This is a genomic window from Chitinimonas sp. JJ19 (assembly GCF_036961565.1).
In the GTDB taxonomy this organism is placed as follows: Bacteria; Pseudomonadota; Gammaproteobacteria; order Burkholderiales; family Chitinimonadaceae; genus Chitinimonas.
In genome coordinates, this window is record NZ_JBAMDD010000009.1 from 40,710 (window position 1) to 62,213 (window position 21,504).

Sequence of the window (21,504 nt, forward strand, 5' to 3'; positions counted from 1 at the left end):
TCCAATAGGAAGCATGGCGAGGGTCTAGCTCAAGGGTGCGTTGTGCGAGTGAAGGCGAAGGGCTGGCACCCGGCTTGCCCGGGCGCCAGCGCCACACTTATCTGCGCTTTAACGCAGACAAGCTCATGACAAACCCCGAAATGGTTTCCTATCCGCACCAAAGCGGCGAAGATGGCAACAAGCTTCCCGATATCACCGCCATGAACGCTCCGCTCTCCATTCCTGACCTCAAACGCAAGCTGCACGGTGCCCGTACCGCCTTGTATGCCGACTACTGCGACCCAGAGCTGGCCGGTAGCCTGCTGGAAGCCGATGCGCGTTTGGTGGATCAGTTCCTGATCGAGCGCTGGCGCGAGCAGCAGATGGACCCGCAGGCCGCCCTGATTGCCGTGGGCGGCTACGGTCGTGGGCAACTGTTCCCCGGTTCGGATATCGACCTGCTGTTCCTGCTGCCGGAAGGTGCCAGCCAGCCTTTGCTGGACAAGGTGGAAAACCTGATCGGTCTGCTGTGGGATCTGGGCCTGGAGGTTGGCCACAGCGTGCGCACCCTCAGGGAATGCATGGAAGAGGCCGGGCGAGACATTACCGTGCAGACCACGCTGCTAGAGACCCGGCTGTTGTCGGGTTCCGGTGCGGCCTACAGCGAGCTGATGGAACAGGTGTTCAAGCGCCTCGACCCCAGAGCCTTCTTCGAAGCCAAGTTGCTGGAACAGCAGCAACGACATGAGCGCCACCAGGGCTCGGTCAACAAGCTGGAACCCAATGTCAAAGAGGCGCCAGGTGGCCTGCGCGATCTGCACCTGCTGCTGTGGCTTGCGCGCGCTTGCGGCATTGCCAGTGACTGGAGCGGCCTGCACAAGGCCGGCATGCTGACCGGGCAGGAAATGCGCAAGCTCAAGCGCGCCGAGAAGATGCTCTGGTCCTTCCGTATTGCCCTGCACCTGGCTGCAGGCCGGCGCGAAGACCGCATCCTGTTCGATTTCCAGAACGCTCTGGCCAAGCGCTTTGGCTATGCCGACACCAGCGCAGCCCGTGCCAGCGAGCAGCTGATGGCGGTCTATTATCTGTCTGCCCGTATTGTCGCCCAACTGCAGCCGTTGATCCTGCAGGCCCTGCGTCGCACACTCTATGGCCGCGCCCAGTTGGAGATACAGCCCATCAACGAGCGCTTCGTGGCTCGTGGCCACCTGCTGGAGATCGCCAATCCCGAGGTTTACGAGCAGACCCCATCGGCCATACTGGAAACCTTTCTGGTCCTGCAGCAGCACCCCGAGCTCACCGCCATCGGCGCCGATACCCTGCGTGCGCTATGGCACGCCCGCCCCCGTATCAACGCCACCTTCCGGCGTGACCCGGCCAACAAGGCGCTGTTCATGGAAATCATGCGCCAGCCTTGGGGCACCACCCGGGTCATGCGCCGCATGAACCAGTACGGCGTACTGGGCCGCTATATTCCGGCTTTCGGCAAGATAGTCGGCCGCATGCAACACGACCTGTTCCACGTCTATACCGTGGACGAGCATATCCTCATGGTGCTGCGCAATCTGCGCCGCTTTGCCACACCTGCCTTCAATCACGAATACCCCGCCTGCTCGCAGCTGATCGAAGCCTTCGAGCGCCCCGAAGTGCTCTATCTGGCGGCCTTGTTCCACGATATAGGCAAGGGACGCGGTGGCGATCATTCGCAGCTGGGCAAGGTCGATGCCCGTGAGTTCTGCGTCAGCCACGGCCAGAGCAAGGAAGACACTGATATGGTGGCCTGGCTGGTGGAACACCACCTGACCATGTCCAGCGTAGCGCAGAAGCAGGATGTGTATGACCCCGATACGGTAGCAGCCTTTGCCCAGATCGTCCGCGATGAGCGCCACCTCAATGCGCTTTACCTGCTGACCGTGGCTGATATCCGTGGCACCAGCCCCAAGGTGTGGAACGCCTGGAAAGCCAAGCTGCTGGAGGACCTGTTCCGTGCCACCCGCCGCTACCTGACCGGCGAAACACTCAACGCCAACGATGCCCTGTACGAGCGCCGCAACGAGGCCGAAAGCCTGATGCGCCGCCATGGCCTGCGCGATGATGCCCATTTGCCGTTCTGGAAAACACTGGACCCAGTCTACTTCCTGCGCCACGACGCCCCAGAGATCGCCTGGCATGGCCGGGTCTTGTGGGGTCGATTCGATAACGACGAGATCACCATACGGGCCCGCCCCGCCGAGGCCGATGGCGGCCTGCAGGTGCTGGTCTACTGCCCCGACCGGCCCGATCTGTTCGCCCGCATCTGTGCCTTCTTCGAGCGCGCCGGCTACAGCATCTTCGACGCCAAGATCTACACCACACTCAAGGGCTACGCACTCGACAGTTTCTATGTCCATGTCGCCGATGGCCGCGATATTGATTACCGCGACCTGGTAGGCTACATCGAGTATGAGCTGGCCCAGCTCATCATCCGCGATGACCCGCTGCCACCACCCCTAAGCGGCCGCGTCAGCCGCGTGCTCAAGCACTTCCCGCTGCCACCGCAAGTATTGATACGGCAGGACGACAAGCAGAAGCTGCACATCCTCTCGCTGATCGCCGGCGACCGCCCAGGCCTGCTCTCCCGCATCGCCCGGGTGCTCTCCAGGCACGCCATCGCCATCCACTCCGCCAAGATCATGACACTGGGCGAGCGCGCCGAGGATACCTTCACTATCTCGGGCAATGCCCTGGCCGATCCCAAGAGCCTGGTGAGGCTGGAGGCGGACTTGATGGAGACTTTACGGGTTTGAGTGCTCAGTGCTGCCGCTTGCCTGGGGGAATGGCAAGCGGTATGGGTGCCCTGCCTGCGTTCGTGCAGTTTCAGGCTGGAGTAATCAGGTTTTTGCCGGGTGGTTGCACATTCCGCTTGAAGCTCAATATTTGTCGTACTCAGCATCGATACGCCGGTTATAGCCATCCCGCGCCATCTCGTCATAGGCTATCTGCAAGCGGCTGATCAGCCCGTCCGGCACGGCTGGATTGCAGGCCAGATATAGCCCCAGGCTGTGGAAAGTGAATACCGGTTTGATCTCGGCCTCCAGGCCCTGGTTTTGCAACAATATGCGGCCCACGTCCGCATCATTGGCCCACAGGTCTATGCGTCCGGCCATCAGCTTGCGCGGGTTCATTTCGTCCTGCGGGGCGGTATCGACCCGAAAGCCGCGTTCCTTCAGCCAGGCATCGCGCACGTCGGCGTTATAGGTTCCCACCACATATCGGCGCACATCCGCCAGGCTCTTGATACCGTAATCCCGGCCTGACTGGCCAAACAGCACCCAGTCGCTCTTGGTGAGCGGGCCTACCCATTTGAACTGCCCTTCGCGCTGCACATTGCGGGTGGTGCTGAACACGCAGGCCTGCGCACCCTGCCGCAGGGCCAATTCGTAGGCCCTGGCCCACGGCAGCAGTTGCATATCGTACTGGGTGCCGGTACGCCGCATGATCTCGCGCACCTTGTCGACCGAGCGTCCGGCCAGAACCCCTTCACGCATCATCTGCGCGGGGGGTGAATCCTCGGTGGTCAGCAGCAGGCCGCTTGCCTGCGCATAGGCAGGCCAGAGGCAAAACAGTACAAGGTATCGAATGCCAGGCACGATGCGCTCCCATCGGACTACCAGTGTAGTCGGCCTAGGGTGAACGTAACAAAAAAACACCTGGGTGCATCACATGTACATTCAACGGCTTACCGGCGGAAACCCGCCGCCCAAAGGCCTTTAAGCGCCACGAAGAGCCTGTTCAAATTCTTTTCGCCGCGTCGTTCGCAACCTTGCCGGATGAAGGGCAAGGCGCAAGCCGCGCAGCGGTACGGGTTCCGGTACCGGTACCGTCAGCGGCTTGCAACGCCGCCCTTCGCCGGCAAGGCTGCGAACCCGTAGGGCTGAGCTGGAAAACGGCCATTCACTGCGTTGTGGCGCTTGGCAATAACTGGTTATTGCCTGCGCACCACGCCTTGTGCCTGGCCTTTTTCCAGATCAGCGACGCAGCGAAAAGACGTTGAACAGGCTCTAAGGCGTCGCCATCTCCAACGCCTGTTGGATATCCACCGCCACCACCCGGCTCACCCCCTGCTCCTGCATGGTGATGCCCACCAGTTGATCGGCCATTTCCATGGTGATCTTGTTATGGCTGATATAGAGGAACTGAGTTTTCTCGGCCATGCGCTTCACCATCTGGCAGAAACGGCCGGTGTTGGCATCGTCCAGTGGGGCATCCACCTCGTCCAGCAGGCAGAACGGCGCGGGATTGAGGCGGAACAGCGAAAATACCAACGAGAGGGCCGTCAGTGCTTTTTCGCCGCCCGATAGCAGGTGTATGGTGGCGTTCTTCTTGCCGGGCGGTTGCGCCATGATCTGGATGCCGGCATCCAGTATCTCGTCGCCCGTCAGTATCAGCTCGGCATGGCCGCCACCGAACAGCAGGGGAAATAGCTCCTGCAGATTGCTGTTCACCGTGTCGTAGGTGGTTTGCAGCATGGTCCGGGTTTCGCGGTCTATCTTGCGTATGGCCGATTCCAGCGTCTCCATGGCCTCTATCAGGTCGGCCGCCTGGCTATCCAGATAGGTCTTGCGCTCACGTGCGGCGTTCAGCTCGTCCAGTGCTGCCAGGTTGACATTGCCCAGGGCGCTGATGGCCTGCGTCAGCTTGCCGATTTCGCTGACCAGGGCATTGATCTTGAGCCCATCGCCAATCAGGGGTAGCAAGGCCGCCACATCCGCACCCGCCTCGTCCAGCTCCTGGGTAAAGCGCTCCAGCGCCAGCCGCGCCTCCTGCTCCTTCAGCCGCAGCTCGCCCACCTTGTCGCGCAGCGGGTCAAAGCCTTGCTCCACCTGGTGCTTTTCCAGCTCTTTCTCCTTGAGCGCATTGGTAGCAGCATTGGCGGCGTCGCGCAGGCCAGCCAGCGTCCGTTCCTTGTCGGCTCGCTGGTTGACAGCCTCCTGAAAGCCGATATCAAACTCGCCTTCGTCTATGCCTTCCAGATCAAAGCTGGCTTCCTCCAGCCTTAGCCTGGCTTCTTCCATCTGCTGCGCCAGGTCGCCATGGCGGCGCTCCAGCTCGCCCAGCCGGGCTTCTGACGATTGCCGGGCAAAGCCGGTTTCCTGTGCCTGGCGCTCGGCCTGGCGCAGTCGGCCGCGTTGTATATCCAGCGCGGTTTCGGATTCCACCCTGGCCAGCTTGCTGCGCTCCACAGACCGCTCATGCTCTGGCAACTCGCTGGCGGCTGTTTCTGCTTCCAGTTTGACTTCCTCGCGCTCCAACGCCAGTTCGGCCGCTTCTTCACCTATCTCGGCGATTTCGGCTTGCAGAGCGGCCCGGCGGCTCTGTGCCTGCTCTGCCGCCTGGCTAAGCCGTGCTACCTCGACCTGTCGTTCGCCCCGCTGCTGGCGTAGCGCGTCAAGCTTGGTCCGGGCGTGCTTGAGCTCGCCGTGTAGCTCGCCCAGCTTTTGCTCGGCGGCGTGCAAGGCCGTTGTCTCAGCCTCCAGTGCTGGGCCCGCCAGTGTCAGCTTGCCTGCCAGTTCGGCCAGCTCCCGCTCACGCTGCAGCATGCCAGCCAGGGCGTTGTCCGGGGCGTAGAAATGAATCGCATGGCGGCTGGCAGCATGGCCGGATGGCGCGATCAGCAGGCCACCTGGCGGCAGTTGCGCCTGCATTGTTGCCAGGTCGGCATCACTGGCCACGCACCATACCTGCGCCAGCCAGTCGGCCAGCGCAGGCTGCAGCCCCGCCAGATCGGTACTGACGTGATTCAGCAAGGGGTTGGCGCCAGTCAACGTGCCCGGCATGCTTGGCGTCGTACTGGCCGGCTCCACCCAGCTCAGCCGCGCCGGCGCCCGGTCCGCCATGCTGACACCCGCCTTGACCACCGCATTCATACGCTCGCGCAATGCAGCCTCTACTGCCAGCTCCCAGCCTGGGCTGATCTTGAGATGGCGGAACACCCTGGGCGCATCGGCCAGCCCCAGCTTTGCCAGCCAGCCATCCAGCGCCTTGTCCGCACCAGCCTGCGCTTGCAGCTTGGCCAGGGCATCATGGCGGGCACTCAGTTCCGCCCGCTCGGTGCGCAGGCGCTCCACTTCGCGGCGGTGACTGCCACGTGCCTCCTCGGCAGCGTGCAGGTTTGTATCCAGCTCAAACAGGCGGGCCTGTGCATCCTCCAGGCTCAGACCCAGCTCTTCCAGCACCATGCGTTTCTCGGCCAGCAGCTCGGTATCGGGTTCGGGCAGGTTGCGCAGCTCGCCTTCCTGCCTGTCTCGTCTTTGCTGCAATTGGGCCAGGCTACGGTCCAGGTGTTGTAGTTGCTGCTCAGCCAGCTGCTTGGTCTGGCGCGCATGTGAATAGGCGAGCTGCGCCTCGGCCAGTTCGGTTTCGTGGGTCTTGTAGGCTTCTTCCAGCCTGGGCAGTGCCTCTTGCTCGGCCAGCAGGTTGAGCTGCACGTCTTCCTGCGCCATGGCGGCTTCGTCGCGCTTGAACCGCCACTCCTCGCGCTCGGCCTCCAGCCCCTGCGCTTGCCGGCCCAATTCATCCAGCCGTTGTTTGGCTTGGTTCTGTTGCTGGGTCAGGCGCTGCCGGGTTTCACGCAGATGCAGCAGCTTTTGTTCCATTCGCGCCACCGTGGCACTGGCGTCTGCCAGTATGGTTTGCGCCTCGCTGACGCGGTCGTTGGCATCGTAGTGCGCCTCGCGCAGCAACTCGATCGCCGCTTCGGTATCGCGCAGCCTGCCGGTCTGCAATTCCAACGCCGTCTGCGCGGCCGCTATTTCACTGCGGCAACGTGCCTCGTCGCGCTCAGCATCGAGCTTACGCTGCAAGGCGAGCAGATTCTGCCGCTCGGTCAGCCGGTGACGATAATGGTTGTATTGGGCAGCGACGCCAGCCTGGGTTTCCAGTTTTTCCAGTTGTCCAGCCAGTTCCTGCCTTATGTCGTCCACCCGTGACAGGTTTTCGCGCGTATCGGCAATGCGGCTTTCCGTCTCCTTGCGCCGCTCCTTGTACTTGGAAACCCCGGCCGCTTCTTCCAGAAACGCACGCAGCTCCTCGGGCCTGGCTTCGATAATGCGCGAGATCATGCCCTGCTCGATCACCGCATAGCCGCGTGTCCCTACGCCCGTACCCAGGAACAGGTCGGCAATGTCCTTGCGCCGGCACTGGATATTGTTGATGTGGTAAGACGATTCGCCCTGCCGTGTCAGCACCCGTTTGATGCTGATCTCGGCGTACTGCGACCAGGCCCCCGCCGCCCTGCCCTCGGTGTTGTCGAACACCAGTTCGACCGAGGCACGGCTGACCGGCTTGCGGCTGGTCGAGCCATTGAAAATCACATCCTGCATGGACTCGCCGCGCAGTTGCTTGGCCGAGGACTCACCCAGCACCCAGCGCACGGCATCGATTACATTGGACTTGCCGCAGCCATTGGGGCCAACCACGGCTACGAGCTGGCCCGGCACCGGTATCGCGGTGGGGTCGACAAAGCTCTTGAAACCGGCAAGTTTGACGTGGGTAAGGCGCACAGGCAGTGGGCAAGTGATGGGGTCGGCGGATTGTAAACGATGCGCAGGCCTACCGAGCCTTCCATGCATGATTTCAGGGGTAGAGACAGCGCAGACAACAGGTTCTAACATGACGAGCAAGGAGCCCACCATGACCTTCATTACCCGCCTTGCCACCTTGCTGTTGCTCGCCCTGCTGATCAGTTGTGGCAGGCAAGCCGAACTTCCTCGCCTACCCAGCACCGCTACGGTACTGGCCTTCGGTGACAGCCTCACCTTTGGCACCGGCGCCACACCAGAAACCAGCTACCCTGCCGTCCTGGCTGGGCTGATAGGCCGCAAGGTGGAAAATGCCGGCATACCCGGCAACACCACGGCCGATGGCGTGGCCCGCTTTGCCACGGTGCTGGACGAAACCCAGCCAGGCCTGGTGATACTGTGCCTGGGCGGCAATGATTTCCTAAGGCGACTGGACGAAGCTGAGACGGTAGGTAACCTGCGCAAAATGCTGGATGAAGCCCGTAGCCGCAAACTGCCTGTGGTGCTGATCGCCACACCCAAGCCTGGTTTCGGGGTGGATGTGCCAGACTTTTATGCCGAGTTGGCCAAGGAGTACAGCGTGCCACTTGAAGCCGAGGCACTGGAAGCTATTCTGACCCAAGGTGCCCTCAAGAGTGACGCGATACACCCAAATGCCGAGGGCTATCAGCAGATGGCCGAGGCCGTGGCGGCCTTGTTGAAGGATGCAGGCGCCATCTGAGGCCCCCATCGCCTTACACGACTAACAGGCCGTTGAAAAACTATTTTTTTGACTGGAAGAATTGACTAAATGCGCCCCATCAGAGATCTGGCTTTCTCAAACCTTAGACAGACTCTGCTTGGTTTTTAGGCAACAAACATGATTCTGCGTATTTCTCTAAGCTTCGATCGGAGCCGAAATTGTTTTTCAACGGCTTATTAAACGGGCTGCGCAGTTTTTTGCGCAGCTCCGCTTGAATGCCAGGCTAGCGCACGGGCAAGACTAAATCCACTGATCGACCTGTGTGTGCAGAAAGAATGAAGCACAGCACTCAAATGTCTTCGCAGAACCTGGTCAGCATAGCAATGTTTACAGCGGCTTTTGAATGACAATCCACATATTATCGCTCGTCGGCAGGCGATCCGAAATGCTGAATTTCTCGACACGAAAACCGACTCCCACACACATTGCAGCCAAGTTCGCGGGAGTGAAATAATTGACATGGTCAGGCAATCGAAAACCGCACCACTTCTTGCCTCGTGCCACTCTATTCAACGAAGCGAAATTTGGAACCTTTATGATGCAATGACCACCTGCCTTGAGGCTGCGAAAGGCCTCAGACAACAGCCCCCTGGGTTCGCATTCATGTTCAAGAAATGCACTCATGACAATGCCGGTGAAGTTCATCTCCTGAAATTCTGCCAAGCCGGAAAGTGCGTTGTTATGCACTACATAACCGCCGCGAGATGCCGCCGCACTATTCGCTTGGGCGGCAAGCGCCTTTGAGATTTCGATGCCGTGAGGGATATAGATCGAATCTAGATTCTTTAAAATACCGCCTTCTGCGCAGCCAACATCCAACACTTTGCCTGCTTGAAAGTACCGGCGAATGAGGGTGCCGAGCTTGTCTCTTTTAAGCCATCTCCGGCGAATTGTTTTGAGCGCCTTGCTTACCGACTGCTTGATCGGTTCTTCGGAAACTCGTCGTTCGGTTTCGGCCACGGACGTCTTTTCCCAAGCAAACTCTTCACTCAGGCGCTCGTAAACAGGAACAGTTTCCAGATAGACGAAATGACATGCGCTGCACTGTTTGATTGGCCAGTCATTGCTCCCGAATTCAGAAGGGGCCAGCCGGGTGTTATCTTGTCCGCAGTCCGGACAAAATCGCACAGAAGTATTGTGCTGCGCTGTTTCCATGATGTGCCATTTCTGTTTTGTCAGGACAATTTCTGTCGTCCGCCAATGCCGTGGCGTAAATTGCATCTGCCGTATAGTAAGCGACAAACGCATAGCCATTATCACCGTTCACGCTACAACTGCCCAAGCCACAGGCGACCACCGACCACCGAACGAAAAGTACCACATTACTGAGAACCGCAAACGCCAAGAGTGGTCGCTTGTGGTACGGCACACAAAGCTTTAGAAGCAAAGATAGTGGCAGGCATCACAACTGAGAGCCTGGTGGCTAACGCGACGTTAACCGGCTCACCGGTTGCACGCTCTAACGAAGAGAAAGCAGCCGGACTTCGTGCTACCACCAATGGTGCTAAGTATCCTGACTCTGGACACCCTCAAGAGCGATGCGATACACCCGAACGCCGAGGGCGATCAGCAGATGACCGTAGCGGCCTTGCTGAAGAATGCAGGCGCCATCTGAGGCGCTGTTGCCGCCCAGTCGCCAATCGAGCCCTATCTCGCCAGTTGGACTAAAGTAAAGCGACAGACCGGCCAAGCCGGCAAACTCCAATGGGTGGACGCCATGATCAGGAACAAACTGGGCGGTGTTGCGGCCGCCATGATGCTTTGCCTTTGCGCGCCCGCCCTGGCGACGACACTCAAGCTGGGCTACTCCGATGTCGAGAACTTTCCTTATCAGATGGGTAACGGCGAGCGGCCGGCAGCACCCCCTGGTCTGGCGGTGGACCTGATCGACCTGGCAGCGCAGGACCTGGGCATCAAGGTCGAGTTCATCCGCATGCCGGCCCGTAGGCTGTTACAGGATATGGGTGCGGGACTCATCGACGGCGCCTTTATCTTCTCGTTCAAGGACGACAGGCTGGCCTTTGGTCATTACCCCATGCGTGGCGACAAGCCCGACGCCAGTCGTCGTATCACCACCATCAACTACGTGCTGTACCAGCGTGCGGATGCCAGGCTGGCATGGGATGGCAGCAAGCTGAGCGGCAACAGCATGCCTGTCGGCATCAACTACACCTTTTCAGTGGGTGACGATCTCAAGAAGCTCGGCATCGCCATTGATGACACTGCCAAATCCACCACCCAAAATATGACCAAGCTGCTGACTGGCCGGATTGATGCCTACGCCACCCTGGAAGACAGCGGTGACAGCTATCTGGCCCGCAGGCAGGAGACGCGAGTGGTCAAGATGAGCCCCCCCATCACCTCGCGTGACTACTACCTGATGTTTGGCAAAGCCTTCATGGCCAAACACCCGCAACTGGCTGAACAGCTGTGGCAGCGCGTGGGCCAGTTGCGGGACAAGCAGACACCGCTGTTGTTGAACAAGTATGTAGAACCGGGTGGTGCGCCCTGATTGCCGCTCAGTGCGCCAGGAATGCCACAACCTGATCGACCACGGCCTGATCACGCAGTATGCGCCTGTGTCCCAGCCCGTTGGTCAGCGTCAGGCGGGCGCCCGGCCAGGCTGATGCCAGCGCACTACCGGTACTACTGGGGACTTCCCTGTCGCCTTGGTCATGCACGACCAAGGCGGGTTGCACCAATGTGCTTGCCAGCGATACGGCGTTCAAGTCCTGCCAGCGCATGCCCAGGCGGGTTTCCATGCGATGCTGCAAGCCGGCCAATATGTCGTTATCCAGCTTGAGTAGCCGACCCACGTGGCGTGCGTAAGCGGCTACGTCGGCACTGGGCGATACCAGGGCCACACGTCCTACCGGCAGGTGCTGGCTGGACAAAGCGAATACCGATGCAGCACCACCCAGTGAGTGCGCAATCAAACCATCCACGCCCCCTTCATTGCGTACCAAGCGCTCCAGGGCATGGGCAAAATGCAGCACTGATGCCTGTTTGCCTGGGCTGGCGCCGTGGCCTGGTGCGTCAATGGCCACCACCTGATATCCAGCCGCCGTCAGTGGCGCAATAAAAGCATGCAGCTGAGTAGCCCGGCCACCCCAGCCATGCATCAGGGCAATCTTGCCCCTGCGTGCCTCACCCCATCGGTAGGTGCGCATGGGCTTGCCGTCCCACTCAGCCACCGGCAAACCCACCGTATGCAGCTCGCCTTGCTCTGCCAATGCCAGCCAGCCTTGTTCGGCTGCAGGCCAAGCATGGCGGGGTGGGCTCAGGAACAAGCGCTCGGCCCAGGCCATGGCTAGCCTGGGTGCCAGCCGCGATAGGGTATTCAGCCCGGTACGCAGCGACCCCAAGGCAATTAAGTTACGAACGTTCGTGCTATTAAAAGACAAGCTGGCAGTGTGCATGATGGGCTCCGTACTCAGGGTGGTGGTTCAGTCCTTGCGCAAGGGGGCGGCGTTGATCAGCCGCTCTAACCCAGCCTGGGCCAGCGCAAAGTAGCGTTCGTCCTGCAGCAACCGGACGTGATGGTGGGTAGAAAGAATCAGGCCAAACAACTCAAACGCAAATTGTTCGGTATCAGTGTTCTCAGGCAACTCGCCGGCCTCCACCGCAAAACCGACAGTGCGCGACAAACCAGCCAGCCAGCCTTCCTGTTGCCGGGCAAGGTAATCGCGGACAGGGCCAGGCCGGTCGTCGAACTCGCTGGCAGCCGCCAGCATCAGGCAACCGCCTGGCTGGCGGTTTGACGCCGCCCAGCCTAACCAGCGCTTGTACAGCTCGCGCAACCTGGCCAAGCCCCTTGGTGCCAGAAAAGCCTGGCGCGAGACATTCTCGTCAAAGCGTGCCTGGGCCGCACGCAGCACGGCCAATTGCAACTCCTCCTTGGCGCCAAAATGGGCAAACAGCCCACTCTTGGACATACCCACCCGCTCTGCCAGCTCGCCTATGGTCAAGGCACCCAGCCCCACCTCGCGCGCCAGCGCAATGCCGGTGTCGAGTATGGCTTCTCGGGTAGCGTGGCCCTTGTTGGCAGTGCGAGACATGGTGGTAAGTTGACTTCTCTGTAAGGTATGCTTCAATTTATAGCACGACCGTTCGTTTTATTGCAAGTGCTTGTTGCGAAGTGTGTATTTTCCCTGGTTTGTGCCGATATGCATGTCTAACCCCGAATATAAAGAGCTCCGCTATACACACATGGGGTTCGATAGCCTATACAGGAATGACAGGCTTGCTGGCGCCTAGCCACGGCCGCATAAACTGCTAGTTGCTCGGATTCAACGGGAGTATCTGCATGCAGGCATTGTTGCCCAAGCTTGTGCGAACCCGGCCTAACCGGCTGTGTCTGGCGCTGCTCTTGGCCTTGCCAGCGCAGGCAGCCAGTCTGGGTGAGTTGCAGCTCGGTTCGCAACTGGGGCAATTGCTTGATGCCCGTGTTCGAGTGCAGGCCCTGCCTGAAGAACATGTGGGCCTCGATTGCATCGATGCTGCCCTGCGTGAAGGGGGCGAAGCCGGGCCTGCGCACCGCACCCTGCTGGATTTTGTGCCCGATAGGCAAGGTGGTGGCTGGATAGTCATCACCAGCACAGGCGCACTCAATGAGCCACTGGTATGGCTGAGCCTGCGCTTGCGCTGCAGTACCGGCCCCCAGATAAAACGTGATTACACCTTGCTGCTGGACCCTCCCCCACGCGAGACCAGCACGCCCAGCCCCGCCCCATCCACACCGTCTTCCATCCAACCTACCTCGCCCCCCGCCATCCTGCCCTTGGCAGGCCAAGCCAGGTTTGCTGCGGCCACCGCAGCGGCGCCGGCCAACAGCCTCTACGGCATGGCGCGCCAGCGCTATCCCAGGCAGCCTGATGCCAGGCGCTACTTCATTGCCGCTGCCCGTGCGCTGAACCCCGATCTGCCGGCCAATGGTGAGGCCGCCCTCCCTCCGGATTTCGACTTCAAGCCACCACCGCCACTGCAAGCACAGGCGAACCCCTTGGCGGAAGCGCAAGGCGCCTGGACCGTGCAACCGGGAGAGTCCTTCTTCAATATCGTCCGGCGCCTATACCCCGACCAACCGGCCGAGAAGAAAGCCTTGGTCGCCGCCATGCGCAAGCTTAATCCCCAGCTACCACGCGACGGCGAAAAGCCCTTGCCGGCTGGGATGCAGCTCAAGCTGCCAGAAGCACTGTCCACCCTCGCGGTTACCGCCCAACAGGCCGTGCCTGCCCCATCAACAACGCCGGCGGCCACGGCCAGCTCCGTCAACAACGACCGATTCGTGATATCTGGCGCACCCGCCCGTCCTGTTCCTGGCCAAACTCCGGAACAAACCGCCATGCTGGCCCGTGAGAACGAGTTACTGGAGCAGTCTGCCGAGCAAGTAGCCCGGTTGCGCGAAGCCCAGGACCGCATAGACAAGCTCGATAAGCGGCTGGCCTGGCTGGTAGATGAACTGGATGAGCGTGACCGGGCCCATGCCGCCGCTTTGGCTGAGCAACGCAAGGGCGAGTGGCGTCAGTTGGCGGGTGCCGGTCTGCTGGGGGTGTCGCTATCGGGCCTGCTGGCCTTGGGCCTGATGTGGATGTCACGCCGCAAGCCCACCAGCAGCGGTGAAGCCGAACGATTGGCCGCTGCCATCAACGGTACCGAACCGCCCTCCCGTAGCGCTGGCAGGCAGATGCCTGCCAGTGATCGCAATCAGACCGCTGGCGAGCGCAACTTTGACTTTGGCGATGGCCTGGACGACGAAACGGCTCGCCCAGGCATGCAGACGGCCCGACGGGCCTCAGAGTACGAAAATTCACCAGGTGGTGGGGCTAGCCACGACATGGATGTCTTTGTCCTGAACAGCACCGCAAGCGAGGCGGCGGTTCTGGCAGCACATGGCCAGCTAGAGCAAGCAATCAGCTTGCTGGAAGAGGCCATTGCAGCCCATCCCACCAGCCTGGTGAACTGGATGCAATTGCTAGAAATACTGCATGGCCATAGGCTGGCCGACAAATTTGTGGTGCTTGCACGCCAGTTTCGCCAGCGCTTTGCCAGCGAAGCGCTGTGGAGCAAGGTGCGTATCATGGGTGCCGAACTGGTACCGGAAGAAGCCTTGTTCAGCGCCAACAGCGAAGCGGCTACCGACATGCTCAACCAGGTACTGGATGCCGATGCCCCACCCGGCACCGTACCTCAAGCCAAACCGGAACCCGCGCCTCAACCCTTGCCCGACTTGGTGTTCGAGCTGGGCCAAGCTGAAGCCGACACTCGCCCCCCCGAACCGCTCCACCTGATCAACGTCCCCTCACTGGACGGCAGCCCCGACCCCGACTCTCCGCTGGAGCAGGCGCGGCTGCTGATAGGCGCTGGCGAGCGCGAAGCCGGCGCCGCCTTGCTGGAACATGTGCTGACCCATGGCACGCAAGATGAAAAACTCGCCGCCGCCGAATTACTGGTCAAGCTGACATCACCGTCCTGAAGCCAGCGCCAGCGGTGTCGATTCATCTGCAGCCTGTTCCTGCTCGCGTTCTGATTCGCTCTGCTGCAAGGCCCACATGCGGGCATAGGCCCCGCTCTGGGCCAAGAGATCACGGTGGCTGCCACGCTCTATGATGCGGCCCTGCTCCATCACCAATATCTCGTTGGCATCCACCACCGTGGATAGCCGGTGGGCGATCACCAGCGTAGTGCGGTTTAGCGAGATGGCGGCAAGCTCAGCCTGTATCGCCCGCTCGGTACGGGAATCCAGCGCCGAGGTCGCCTCATCGAAGATCAGGATGGGCGGGTTCTTCAGCAGCGTGCGGGCGATGGCGACGCGTTGCTTCTCGCCGCCGGATAGCTTGAGCCCACGCTCACCGACGGTGGTTTCCCACCCCTCTGGCAATCGTTCAATGAACTCGAGAATATGGGCAGACCGTGCAGCCTCGACTATCTCCTCGTGGCTGGCGCCCGGTCGGCCATAGGCGATGTTGTAATAGATGGTGTCGTTGAACAGCACCGTATCCTGCGGCACGATGCCCACCATGGCGCGCAGGCTGGCCTGGGTTACGCCACGCAGGTCGTGCCCATTGATGCGTATGGCACCTTGGTTGACATCATAAAAACGGAACAACAGCCGCGATAGCGTACTCTTGCCCGCGCCTGAGCTACCCACCACGGCCACGGTATGGCCTGCTGGTATGGTGAAATCCACGTCATGCAGTATCTGCCGCTTGGCATCGTAGCCAAAATTCACTGCTTCAAAATGTACACTGGCTTCTCGCGTATCCAGCGCAATCGCATCGGGCGCATCACTTACTTCGGCGTTTTCATGCAGCAGGCTGAACATCTTCTCCATATCAGTCAGCGACTGCTTGATTTCGCGGTAGGCCATACCCAGGAAGTTGAGTGGGGCATACAGCTGTATCAGGAAGGCATTCACGGCAACCAGATCGCCCAAGGTCATGGTGCCACGCGCCACACCATCGGCAGCCAGCCAGACCAGGCCGGTCACGCCCACCGCGATAATGCCGCTTTGGCCGCTATTGAGTATGCCGATGGAGACCTCGTTGCGTATGGCCGCCTTTTCCCAGCGCTGCAGTGATTCATCGTAGCGGCCGGACTCGAACTTCTCGTTGCCGAAATACTTCACGGTCTCGTAGTTGAGCAGTGAATCCACCGCCTTGATATTGGCCTTGGAATCCAGCTCATTCATGGTACGCCGGGTCTTGGTGCGCCATTCAGTCACCCCAATGGTAAAGCCGGCATAGACCGCAATGGTCACCAGGGTCACCGCCGCAAAACGCCAATCGTACAAAGTGATCAGAATGACCGTGACCATGCCGATTTCCAGCAGCGTGGGCAGGATGTTGAACAGCATGAAGCTCAACAGCGAACCGATACCACGCGTGCCGCGCTCGATATCACGGGTGACCCCGCCGGTCTGACGATTCAGGTGAAAGCGCAGGCTAAGCCGGTGCAGATGCTGGAAGGTCTCCAGCGCCACCTGCCGTATGGCGCCTTGTGCCACCTTGGAGAACACCGCATCACGCAGCTCGCCAAACGCCGTTGAGCCTAAACGCAACAGGCCATAGCCCAGTATCATGGCCACCGGCACCGCCAGCATGGCATTGCCCCCCTGGCTAAGCTGATCGACGATGTTCTTCAGCAACAGTGGCACAGACACATTGGCCAGCTTGGCTATTGCCAGGCAACTCAAGGCCAGCAGCACTCTCCCCTTGTAGCGCCACAAATAAGGGAATAAGGTTCTAAGTGTCTGCCAGTCGCTGCGCGGCTGGCGGGTATCCGCCTTGAGAGCGGTAGTTGAGGAGGAAGGTGCTTGCATCGAGGGCATTCTGGCGGTGGGCGTATCCCGCTATGATGGTGGCTTGATCATGAATTACAAGCGCAAATCATGGAATGGTTCTTGTTGGAAGCAGGTATTGCCGGCCTATTGCTGGTACTGATCGTGTGGTGGACATTGCCCAAGAAGAAGCGCAATGACCGCGACCGAGATCCTTCCTGAAGACACTATCGCTGCGGATACGCATGACGCCAAGCCCTTCCTCACGTTTGCCGCTGTGGTTCCGCATAGGTGGCCTGCTCGCGCTGGTGATCGCCTTCGTGGTCGCCCTGCTGTCATTCTTGAACTACGCCAACTTTCGCAAGACAGTACAGGGCCTGCACGAGACCCGCTATCTGGTATTGGGCAAGGATATACGACAGACGGTGGAGGCAGGGCTATCGCTAGGCCTGACGCCCGAGCAAAACGCCAGGCTGCCCCTGTTGTTCAAGGAATTGCAATCGGCCTGGCCCGCCATACGCTACGCCGGCGTGGTGAACACCGCTGCCCAGCCCATACTGGGCGCCGGTCAAGCCGCCAAGGAGGGCCGCGCCAGCTGGCATGAGCGTATACAGGCTGGTACACCCGATGGCATCTGGCACTGGCGGGCAGACCACGAATCCGCGGTCGGCCTGACCATAGCCGACAATTTTGGCGGCAAGGCCGGTGCCGTTGTCATTGTCTACGATGACCGCGAAGTTGCCGCAGCGGCCAGCACGATGGCTACCCAGTTGTTGTGGCGCGCGCTGGGCGTGATGCTCGCGACGTCGCTGCTGGCATGGCTGGGAGCCTGGTGGCTTACCCGCGCCCTGGCGGCCGAGCTCGATGCTGCCGAGGCTGTGCTGGATGGCCACCCCCTCCCGCCCGATGAACGCCCCCTGGTCGCTGAAACCCAAGCCTTTGTCGCCGCGGTGCAGCAAGCCGAGCAAAGAATGGCGGGGGCGGCGCAATGAGCACCGAACACCTGCAAAAACGCCTGGCCATCCTGGCCACCGCACTCTTGTTTGCCGCCGCGCTGGCCCTTACCTTGCTAGCGGCCCGACCATTCGCCACCGCTATCGAGCCCGAAATGGCCCGCAGCGTGCTGGTGGTGGGCGATTCGGTATCACAGCTGCTCAGCCGTGCAGACAGGCTGGCATTGCCTTTTGACCAGCTTGTCGGCGTGGAAACCTTGTTGGACGAGGTCAGGCGCGACAATCCCGACATCAGCTACCTGCTGGTGGTCGATCGCCATGGGCGCCGGCTCTATGCCAGCGGCCTACCCCAGCATGAGCCATTGAAGCAGCGCTGGACGGGTGCTGCCCGTGACAGTGCCACCATAGGCCCCTGGCTCGATACTGCGCTCCCCATCATGGGCAGCCAGGGGCAACTGGGCACGCTACACCTGGGCCAGCAGGCTGCCACGGTAGAGGCGCAGTTGCGAGAGCTGCTCTTTGACTTGGTTACCGTGCTGATCGTTGCAGTGCTGACGGCGCTGGAGCTGATGCGCTTTGTGATGGCTGCCATGGTGGCGGCCCCCTCCGCCGCGCTGGCCGAGGGCTGGCGCGCAGTGCGCCAGGGTGATTTCTCGCGCTACCTGCCCAGCGATTACTTTGGTGGCATAGGTCGGCTCAACGCCCGCTACAACGCCCTGACCGAAAGCCTCAATCAACGCGCCGTTGCCCTGCGGGTGAAGCTGGGCGATGCTTTCGAGCACAGTACCAGTGGCCTGCGCTTTCATGCCGAGGGAGAACGCCCTACCCTGTTTTCGGGCGCCGTCGATTTCGTGCGCTGGCCGTTTTTTCTGCTGATTTTCTCAGACTCCTTGTCGCTGAGCTTTTTTCCGCTCTATGTCGAAGGTTTTTATTCCCCAGCCTATGGCATTTCACGCCAGGTGGCGCTGGGTCTACCGATTTCCATCTTCATGTTTGCCTGGGCCATGGCCATGCCCTGGGCGGGGCTATGGTGCGACAGGCTGGGTTATCGCCGCGCCTTCGCCATTGGTGCCGGCATTACCACCGTGGGCCTGCTGCTCACTGCCGTCTCGCAGACCTTGATCGATCTGGTGCTATGGCGTTCGCTCACTGCCGTCGGCTATGGCCTGGTCTTTGTGACTGCCCAGACCTATATCGCCAACCATACGCCACCAGAGCGGCGCACCAAGGGCATGGCCATGTTCCTGGCCACCTTCTTTGCCGGCTCCCTGTCTGGCGCCGCCATAGGCGGCATCCTGGCCGACCGCCTGGGCCACCGTCCCACCTTCATGCTGTCTGCCGGCTTGAGCCTGGCTGCGGCGCTCTTTGTGCTCCGCTTCCTGGCGCGTCGCCGCATGGGCGCTGCCGTACGCAAATCGCTCAGCTGGCACGATATCAAGCTGCTGCTGGCGCACCGGCCCTTCCTGGTCATCACGGTGCTGGCCGCCATCCCCTCCAAGGTGGCCCTCACCGGCTTCCTCTACTACACCGCCCCGCTCTACCTGCAGGCCTTGGGTAACAGCCAGTCTGCGGTTGGCCGGGTCATGATGGCCTATGGCCTTGCCATCATTGCCTTTTCGCCCCTGGTCGCGCAGATGGCCGACAAACTGGGCCGACACCGATGGTTTGTCAGCATAGGCGGCTTTGCCGCAGCCTCTGCCATGTTCGCGATCTATTTCCTGGACGGCACCTTAGGCGTGGCGCTGGCCATCCTGTTGCTGGGCGTTGCCCACGCCATCGGTGTTTCACCCCAGTTGGCGCTGATCTCGGACTATTGCAAGGACGCCGTCGCAGAGGTCGGCCAAGCTACGGCAACCGGTATATTCCGACTGATAGAGCGCCTGGGCAATGTGCTGGGCCCCATTATCGCTGGCGCCCTGATTGCCACCTACGACTTCAAGGGTGCCTTCTACGGCATAGGCATACTGACCTTGGTGACCAGTACCATCTTTACCCTGGCCTTCTGGTGGTTGCATGGTAATGATGCCGAACTGGCGGAGGGCCGACCATGAAGCGCCGCAGCTTGCTGCAAGCCGGCCTGAGCCTAGGCCTGGCACCCCTGCTACCCGCCTTGGCAGCAGATCGGCGGCATAAGGTCATGCTGCTGCTTTACCGTGGCGTGACCGCAGCTGAGCGTGGCTTCATGGACTACCTGCAGCGCCAGTTGCCGGTCGATTTCATCATCCGCGATGCCGGCAGCGACAAGGCCAAGCTGCCCGCCATGGTGGCCGAGGCCAAAGCACTCAGGCCAGACCTGATTTATACATTCGGCACGACGGTCACGGCCGAGACCGTAGGCAGCTTTGCCCAGCGCGACCCCAGCCGGCATATCTCTGACATCCCCGTCGTCTTCAATATTGTGGCTGACCCGGTTGGTGCCGGCCTGGCGCCGGATACCCGCTCCAGCCTGCGCAATCTCACCGGAGTTAGCCATCTGGCCCCACCTGAGGCGCAATGGCAAGCCTTGCTGCGGTTTGGTACGGCCAAGCGCATCGCCATTGTTTACAGCCAGAACGAGAAGAATTCGGTACTGGCATCGGCCAGGCTGACCAAGCTGGCGCAACAGGCGGGTGCCACAGTCAAGGTCGAAGGCATCAAGACCAATGGCGATGGCAAACCCACCGTCCAAGGGCTTGCCAGTACCTTATCGGAGTTGCTGGCAGACAAGCCCGATTGGCTCTATCTACCTTCAGATTCCTTTCTGATCGCCCATGCTGCTGCCGCTGTGACGCAGGCACAGGTCGCCGGCGTGCCCGTATTTGCAGCGACTGAAGAGCCGGTACGCCAAGGCGGCGCCCTGGCGGGCCTGGTCAGCCCCTACTATGCGGCAGGGCAATTTGCCGGCTACAAGGCCGAGCAGATACTGAGCGGTAAACGCAAGGCGAGCGAGCTGCCACTCGACACGCTCGCCCGCTTTACCTATCTGGTCAACATCCAGAGCGCCCGCCAGCTACACCGTTACCCGCCGCTCGCGCTGTTACGCTACGCCGAGATAGTCGGTGCGGCGCCAGTGTAGTTGAAGCTACTGAGCGTGCCTGATCACTGCACCATATGCCGACGCAGGAACTCATTCTGCTCCTGCAAATCTCGCGCCAGTTGCACCGCGATCATGAATTGCAGCTGATGGCAGATGGGCGGGGCCGATTGAAACAGGCTATGAAAGCCATCCTGCGTCAGGGCAGCGATTTTGACCGGGCCATGGGCTACGCAGGTCGCGGCCGCCGGCATATCGTCCACCAACGACAACAGGCCAAAGATTTCGCCTTCACGCAGGTCTCGCACGTCGTAGTCGGTCTCGTTGGGCCTGTCACGGCGGATGATGCCGACTGAGCCTTCCAGGATGATGAACATGGCCCCGCCGTATCCGCCTTGATGGACAAAGACAAAACCATCCGGGCAGTCTTCTACCTCCAGGGCCGCTACCAGGGCATCGGTGTACTGATCGTTGTAGGCCTCAAAGGCCGGCAGGTTACGCAGAAACGGTTTCAGTTCCATCTTATTTCCCCGCCAGCTTACCGATGGCGGCCGCCGAGATGCGCAGGCGCGCAGCCAGCAGGCCGATCAAATCGGACAACAAGGCATTGGCTATATGGTCGTTGTCGCGTATCAAACGGTCAAAGTCCTGAAAATGCAGCTTGAGTGCACTGACCGGTGTCAAGGTCGTCACCGTCGCACTACCCAGCATGCTGCCGGACAGCACCGATACCTCCCCCAGCCATTGTCCCGGCCCCGCCGTGCCGAGCGAGAAGGCCTTGTCGCCTTCTTCCAGCGATACCGACAGCTCGCCCGCCAGTATCAGATAGAGCGACTCCACCGGCATGCGGTCACGAAACAGCTTGCGGTCGGGCGCCAGCTCAACCAGGCGGCACGCCGCCAGCAGGCTGTCTATATTGCTGTCGCCCAACTCTGCCGCCAGTGCAGGGAAGGTACGCACAAAGAGTTGTTTCATGGGGA

Annotated in this window: 15 protein-coding genes; 7 read left to right on the plus strand and 8 right to left on the minus strand. The window is 60.8% G+C overall.

Translation table 11 applies throughout. The annotated features are described in order from the left end of the window. Positions 1–125 precede the first annotated feature (125 nt). Positions 126–2,765: a [protein-PII] uridylyltransferase gene (locus tag V7714_RS12600; RefSeq protein WP_335710045.1), complete on the plus strand. Its 2,640-nt coding sequence runs from the start codon at positions 126–128 to the stop codon at positions 2,763–2,765. 123 nt (positions 2,766–2,888) lie between these two features. Here V7714_RS12600 and V7714_RS12605 read toward each other — a convergent pair whose 3' ends face one another. Both V7714_RS12605 and smc read right to left on the minus strand, forming a co-directional pair. Next, on the minus strand, positions 2,889–3,608 hold the full coding sequence (locus tag V7714_RS12605; protein ID WP_335710046.1) for a substrate-binding periplasmic protein: 720 nt from the start codon (positions 3,606–3,608) through the stop codon (positions 2,889–2,891). A 411-nt stretch (positions 3,609–4,019) separates the two neighbouring features. Beyond that, positions 4,020–7,520 (minus strand): chromosome segregation protein SMC, encoded by a 3,501-nt coding sequence (gene smc / locus V7714_RS12610; protein ID WP_335710047.1) that lies wholly within the window; start codon positions 7,518–7,520, stop codon positions 4,020–4,022. A 130-nt stretch (positions 7,521–7,650) separates the two neighbouring features. Here smc and V7714_RS12615 point away from each other — a divergent pair, with 130 nt between their 5' ends. After that, a complete protein-coding gene (locus V7714_RS12615) occupies positions 7,651–8,259 on the plus strand; it encodes an arylesterase (protein WP_335710048.1) in 609 nt (202 codons plus the stop codon). Positions 8,260–8,607: 348 nt separating this feature from the next. On the opposite strand, the gene V7714_RS12620 is transcribed toward V7714_RS12615, so the two are convergent. Then, positions 8,608–9,435: a class I SAM-dependent methyltransferase gene (locus tag V7714_RS12620; RefSeq protein WP_335710049.1), complete on the minus strand. Its 828-nt coding sequence runs from the start codon at positions 9,433–9,435 to the stop codon at positions 8,608–8,610. A gap of 562 nt (positions 9,436–9,997) precedes the next feature. Here V7714_RS12620 and V7714_RS12625 point away from each other — a divergent pair. Next, complete coding sequence (locus V7714_RS12625; protein ID WP_335710050.1) at positions 9,998–10,792, plus strand: substrate-binding periplasmic protein; 795 nt, start codon at positions 9,998–10,000, stop codon at positions 10,790–10,792. A gap of 7 nt (positions 10,793–10,799) precedes the next feature. Here V7714_RS12625 and V7714_RS12630 read toward each other — a convergent pair whose 3' ends face one another. Together V7714_RS12630 and V7714_RS12635 are read right to left on the minus strand one after the other, a co-directional pair. Then, a complete protein-coding gene (locus V7714_RS12630; protein WP_335710051.1) occupies positions 10,800–11,699 on the minus strand; it encodes an alpha/beta hydrolase in 900 nt (299 codons plus the stop codon). Between the two features lie 27 nt (positions 11,700–11,726). Next, positions 11,727–12,338: a TetR/AcrR family transcriptional regulator gene (locus V7714_RS12635; RefSeq protein WP_335710052.1), complete on the minus strand. Its 612-nt coding sequence runs from the start codon at positions 12,336–12,338 to the stop codon at positions 11,727–11,729. Positions 12,339–12,586: 248 nt separating this feature from the next. On the opposite strand from V7714_RS12635, the gene V7714_RS12640 reads away from it, so the two are divergent. Next, on the plus strand, positions 12,587–14,755 hold the full coding sequence (locus V7714_RS12640; RefSeq protein ID WP_335710053.1) for a type IV pilus assembly protein FimV: 2,169 nt from the start codon (positions 12,587–12,589) through the stop codon (positions 14,753–14,755). Here the strand turns inward: V7714_RS12640 and V7714_RS12645 are convergent. After that, entirely contained in the window at positions 14,744–16,600 is a 1,857-nt protein-coding gene (locus tag V7714_RS12645) for an ABCB family ABC transporter ATP-binding protein/permease (protein ID WP_335710054.1), read from the minus strand. The genes V7714_RS12640 and V7714_RS12645 overlap by 12 nt on opposite strands. 203 nt (positions 16,601–16,803) lie before the next feature. Between V7714_RS12645 and V7714_RS12650 the strand changes: the two genes are divergently transcribed. The 3 genes from V7714_RS12650 to V7714_RS12660 are packed head-to-tail and all read left to right on the plus strand — an operon-like array spanning position 16,804 to position 20,566. Next, the gene (locus V7714_RS12650) at positions 16,804–17,550 is read left to right on the plus strand and encodes a hypothetical protein (RefSeq protein WP_335710055.1); all 747 of its coding nucleotides are present in this window, start codon (positions 16,804–16,806) and stop codon (positions 17,548–17,550) included. Further along, complete coding sequence (locus V7714_RS12655; RefSeq protein ID WP_335710056.1) at positions 17,547–19,562, plus strand: MFS transporter; 2,016 nt, start codon at positions 17,547–17,549, stop codon at positions 19,560–19,562. The genes V7714_RS12650 and V7714_RS12655 overlap by 4 nt, the downstream gene beginning before the upstream one ends. Next, entirely contained in the window at positions 19,559–20,566 is a 1,008-nt protein-coding gene (locus tag V7714_RS12660) for an ABC transporter substrate-binding protein (RefSeq protein WP_335710057.1), read from the plus strand. The genes V7714_RS12655 and V7714_RS12660 overlap by 4 nt, the downstream gene beginning before the upstream one ends. Positions 20,567–20,589: 23 nt before the next feature. Here the strand turns inward: V7714_RS12660 and V7714_RS12665 are convergent, their stop codons facing one another. Together V7714_RS12665 and V7714_RS12670 are read right to left on the minus strand one after the other, a co-directional pair. After that, positions 20,590–21,045 (minus strand): Crp/Fnr family transcriptional regulator, encoded by a 456-nt coding sequence (locus V7714_RS12665; RefSeq protein ID WP_335710058.1) that lies wholly within the window; start codon positions 21,043–21,045, stop codon positions 20,590–20,592. Between the two features lies 1 nt (position 21,046). Continuing rightward, a complete protein-coding gene (locus V7714_RS12670) occupies positions 21,047–21,499 on the minus strand; it encodes a Crp/Fnr family transcriptional regulator (RefSeq protein ID WP_335710059.1) in 453 nt (150 codons plus the stop codon). Between the last annotated feature and the right edge of the window lie 5 nt (positions 21,500–21,504).

What these genes read in the sequence shown, in the direction of transcription:
- V7714_RS12635 (WP_335710052.1), bottom strand. Translation starts at nt 12,338, where the DNA reads ATGTCTCGCACTGCCAACAAGGGCCACGCTACCCGAGAAGCCATACTC.
- V7714_RS12640 (WP_335710053.1), top strand. Translation starts at nt 12,587, where the DNA reads ATGCAGGCATTGTTGCCCAAGCTTGTGCGAACCCGGCCTAACCGGCTG.
- V7714_RS12600 (WP_335710045.1), top strand. Translation starts at nt 126, where the DNA reads ATGACAAACCCCGAAATGGTTTCCTATCCGCACCAAAGCGGCGAAGAT.
- V7714_RS12645 (WP_335710054.1), bottom strand. Translation starts at nt 16,600, where the DNA reads ATGCAAGCACCTTCCTCCTCAACTACCGCTCTCAAGGCGGATACCCGC.
- V7714_RS12615 (WP_335710048.1), top strand. Translation starts at nt 7,651, where the DNA reads ATGACCTTCATTACCCGCCTTGCCACCTTGCTGTTGCTCGCCCTGCTG.
- V7714_RS12650 (WP_335710055.1), top strand. Translation starts at nt 16,804, where the DNA reads ATGACGCCAAGCCCTTCCTCACGTTTGCCGCTGTGGTTCCGCATAGGT.
- V7714_RS12655 (WP_335710056.1), top strand. Translation starts at nt 17,547, where the DNA reads ATGAGCACCGAACACCTGCAAAAACGCCTGGCCATCCTGGCCACCGCA.
- V7714_RS12660 (WP_335710057.1), top strand. Translation starts at nt 19,559, where the DNA reads ATGAAGCGCCGCAGCTTGCTGCAAGCCGGCCTGAGCCTAGGCCTGGCA.
- V7714_RS12620 (WP_335710049.1), bottom strand. Translation starts at nt 9,435, where the DNA reads ATGGAAACAGCGCAGCACAATACTTCTGTGCGATTTTGTCCGGACTGC.
- V7714_RS12665 (WP_335710058.1), bottom strand. Translation starts at nt 21,045, where the DNA reads ATGGAACTGAAACCGTTTCTGCGTAACCTGCCGGCCTTTGAGGCCTAC.
- V7714_RS12630 (WP_335710051.1), bottom strand. Translation starts at nt 11,699, where the DNA reads ATGCACACTGCCAGCTTGTCTTTTAATAGCACGAACGTTCGTAACTTA.
- V7714_RS12670 (WP_335710059.1), bottom strand. Translation starts at nt 21,499, where the DNA reads ATGAAACAACTCTTTGTGCGTACCTTCCCTGCACTGGCGGCAGAGTTG.
- V7714_RS12625 (WP_335710050.1), top strand. Translation starts at nt 9,998, where the DNA reads ATGATCAGGAACAAACTGGGCGGTGTTGCGGCCGCCATGATGCTTTGC.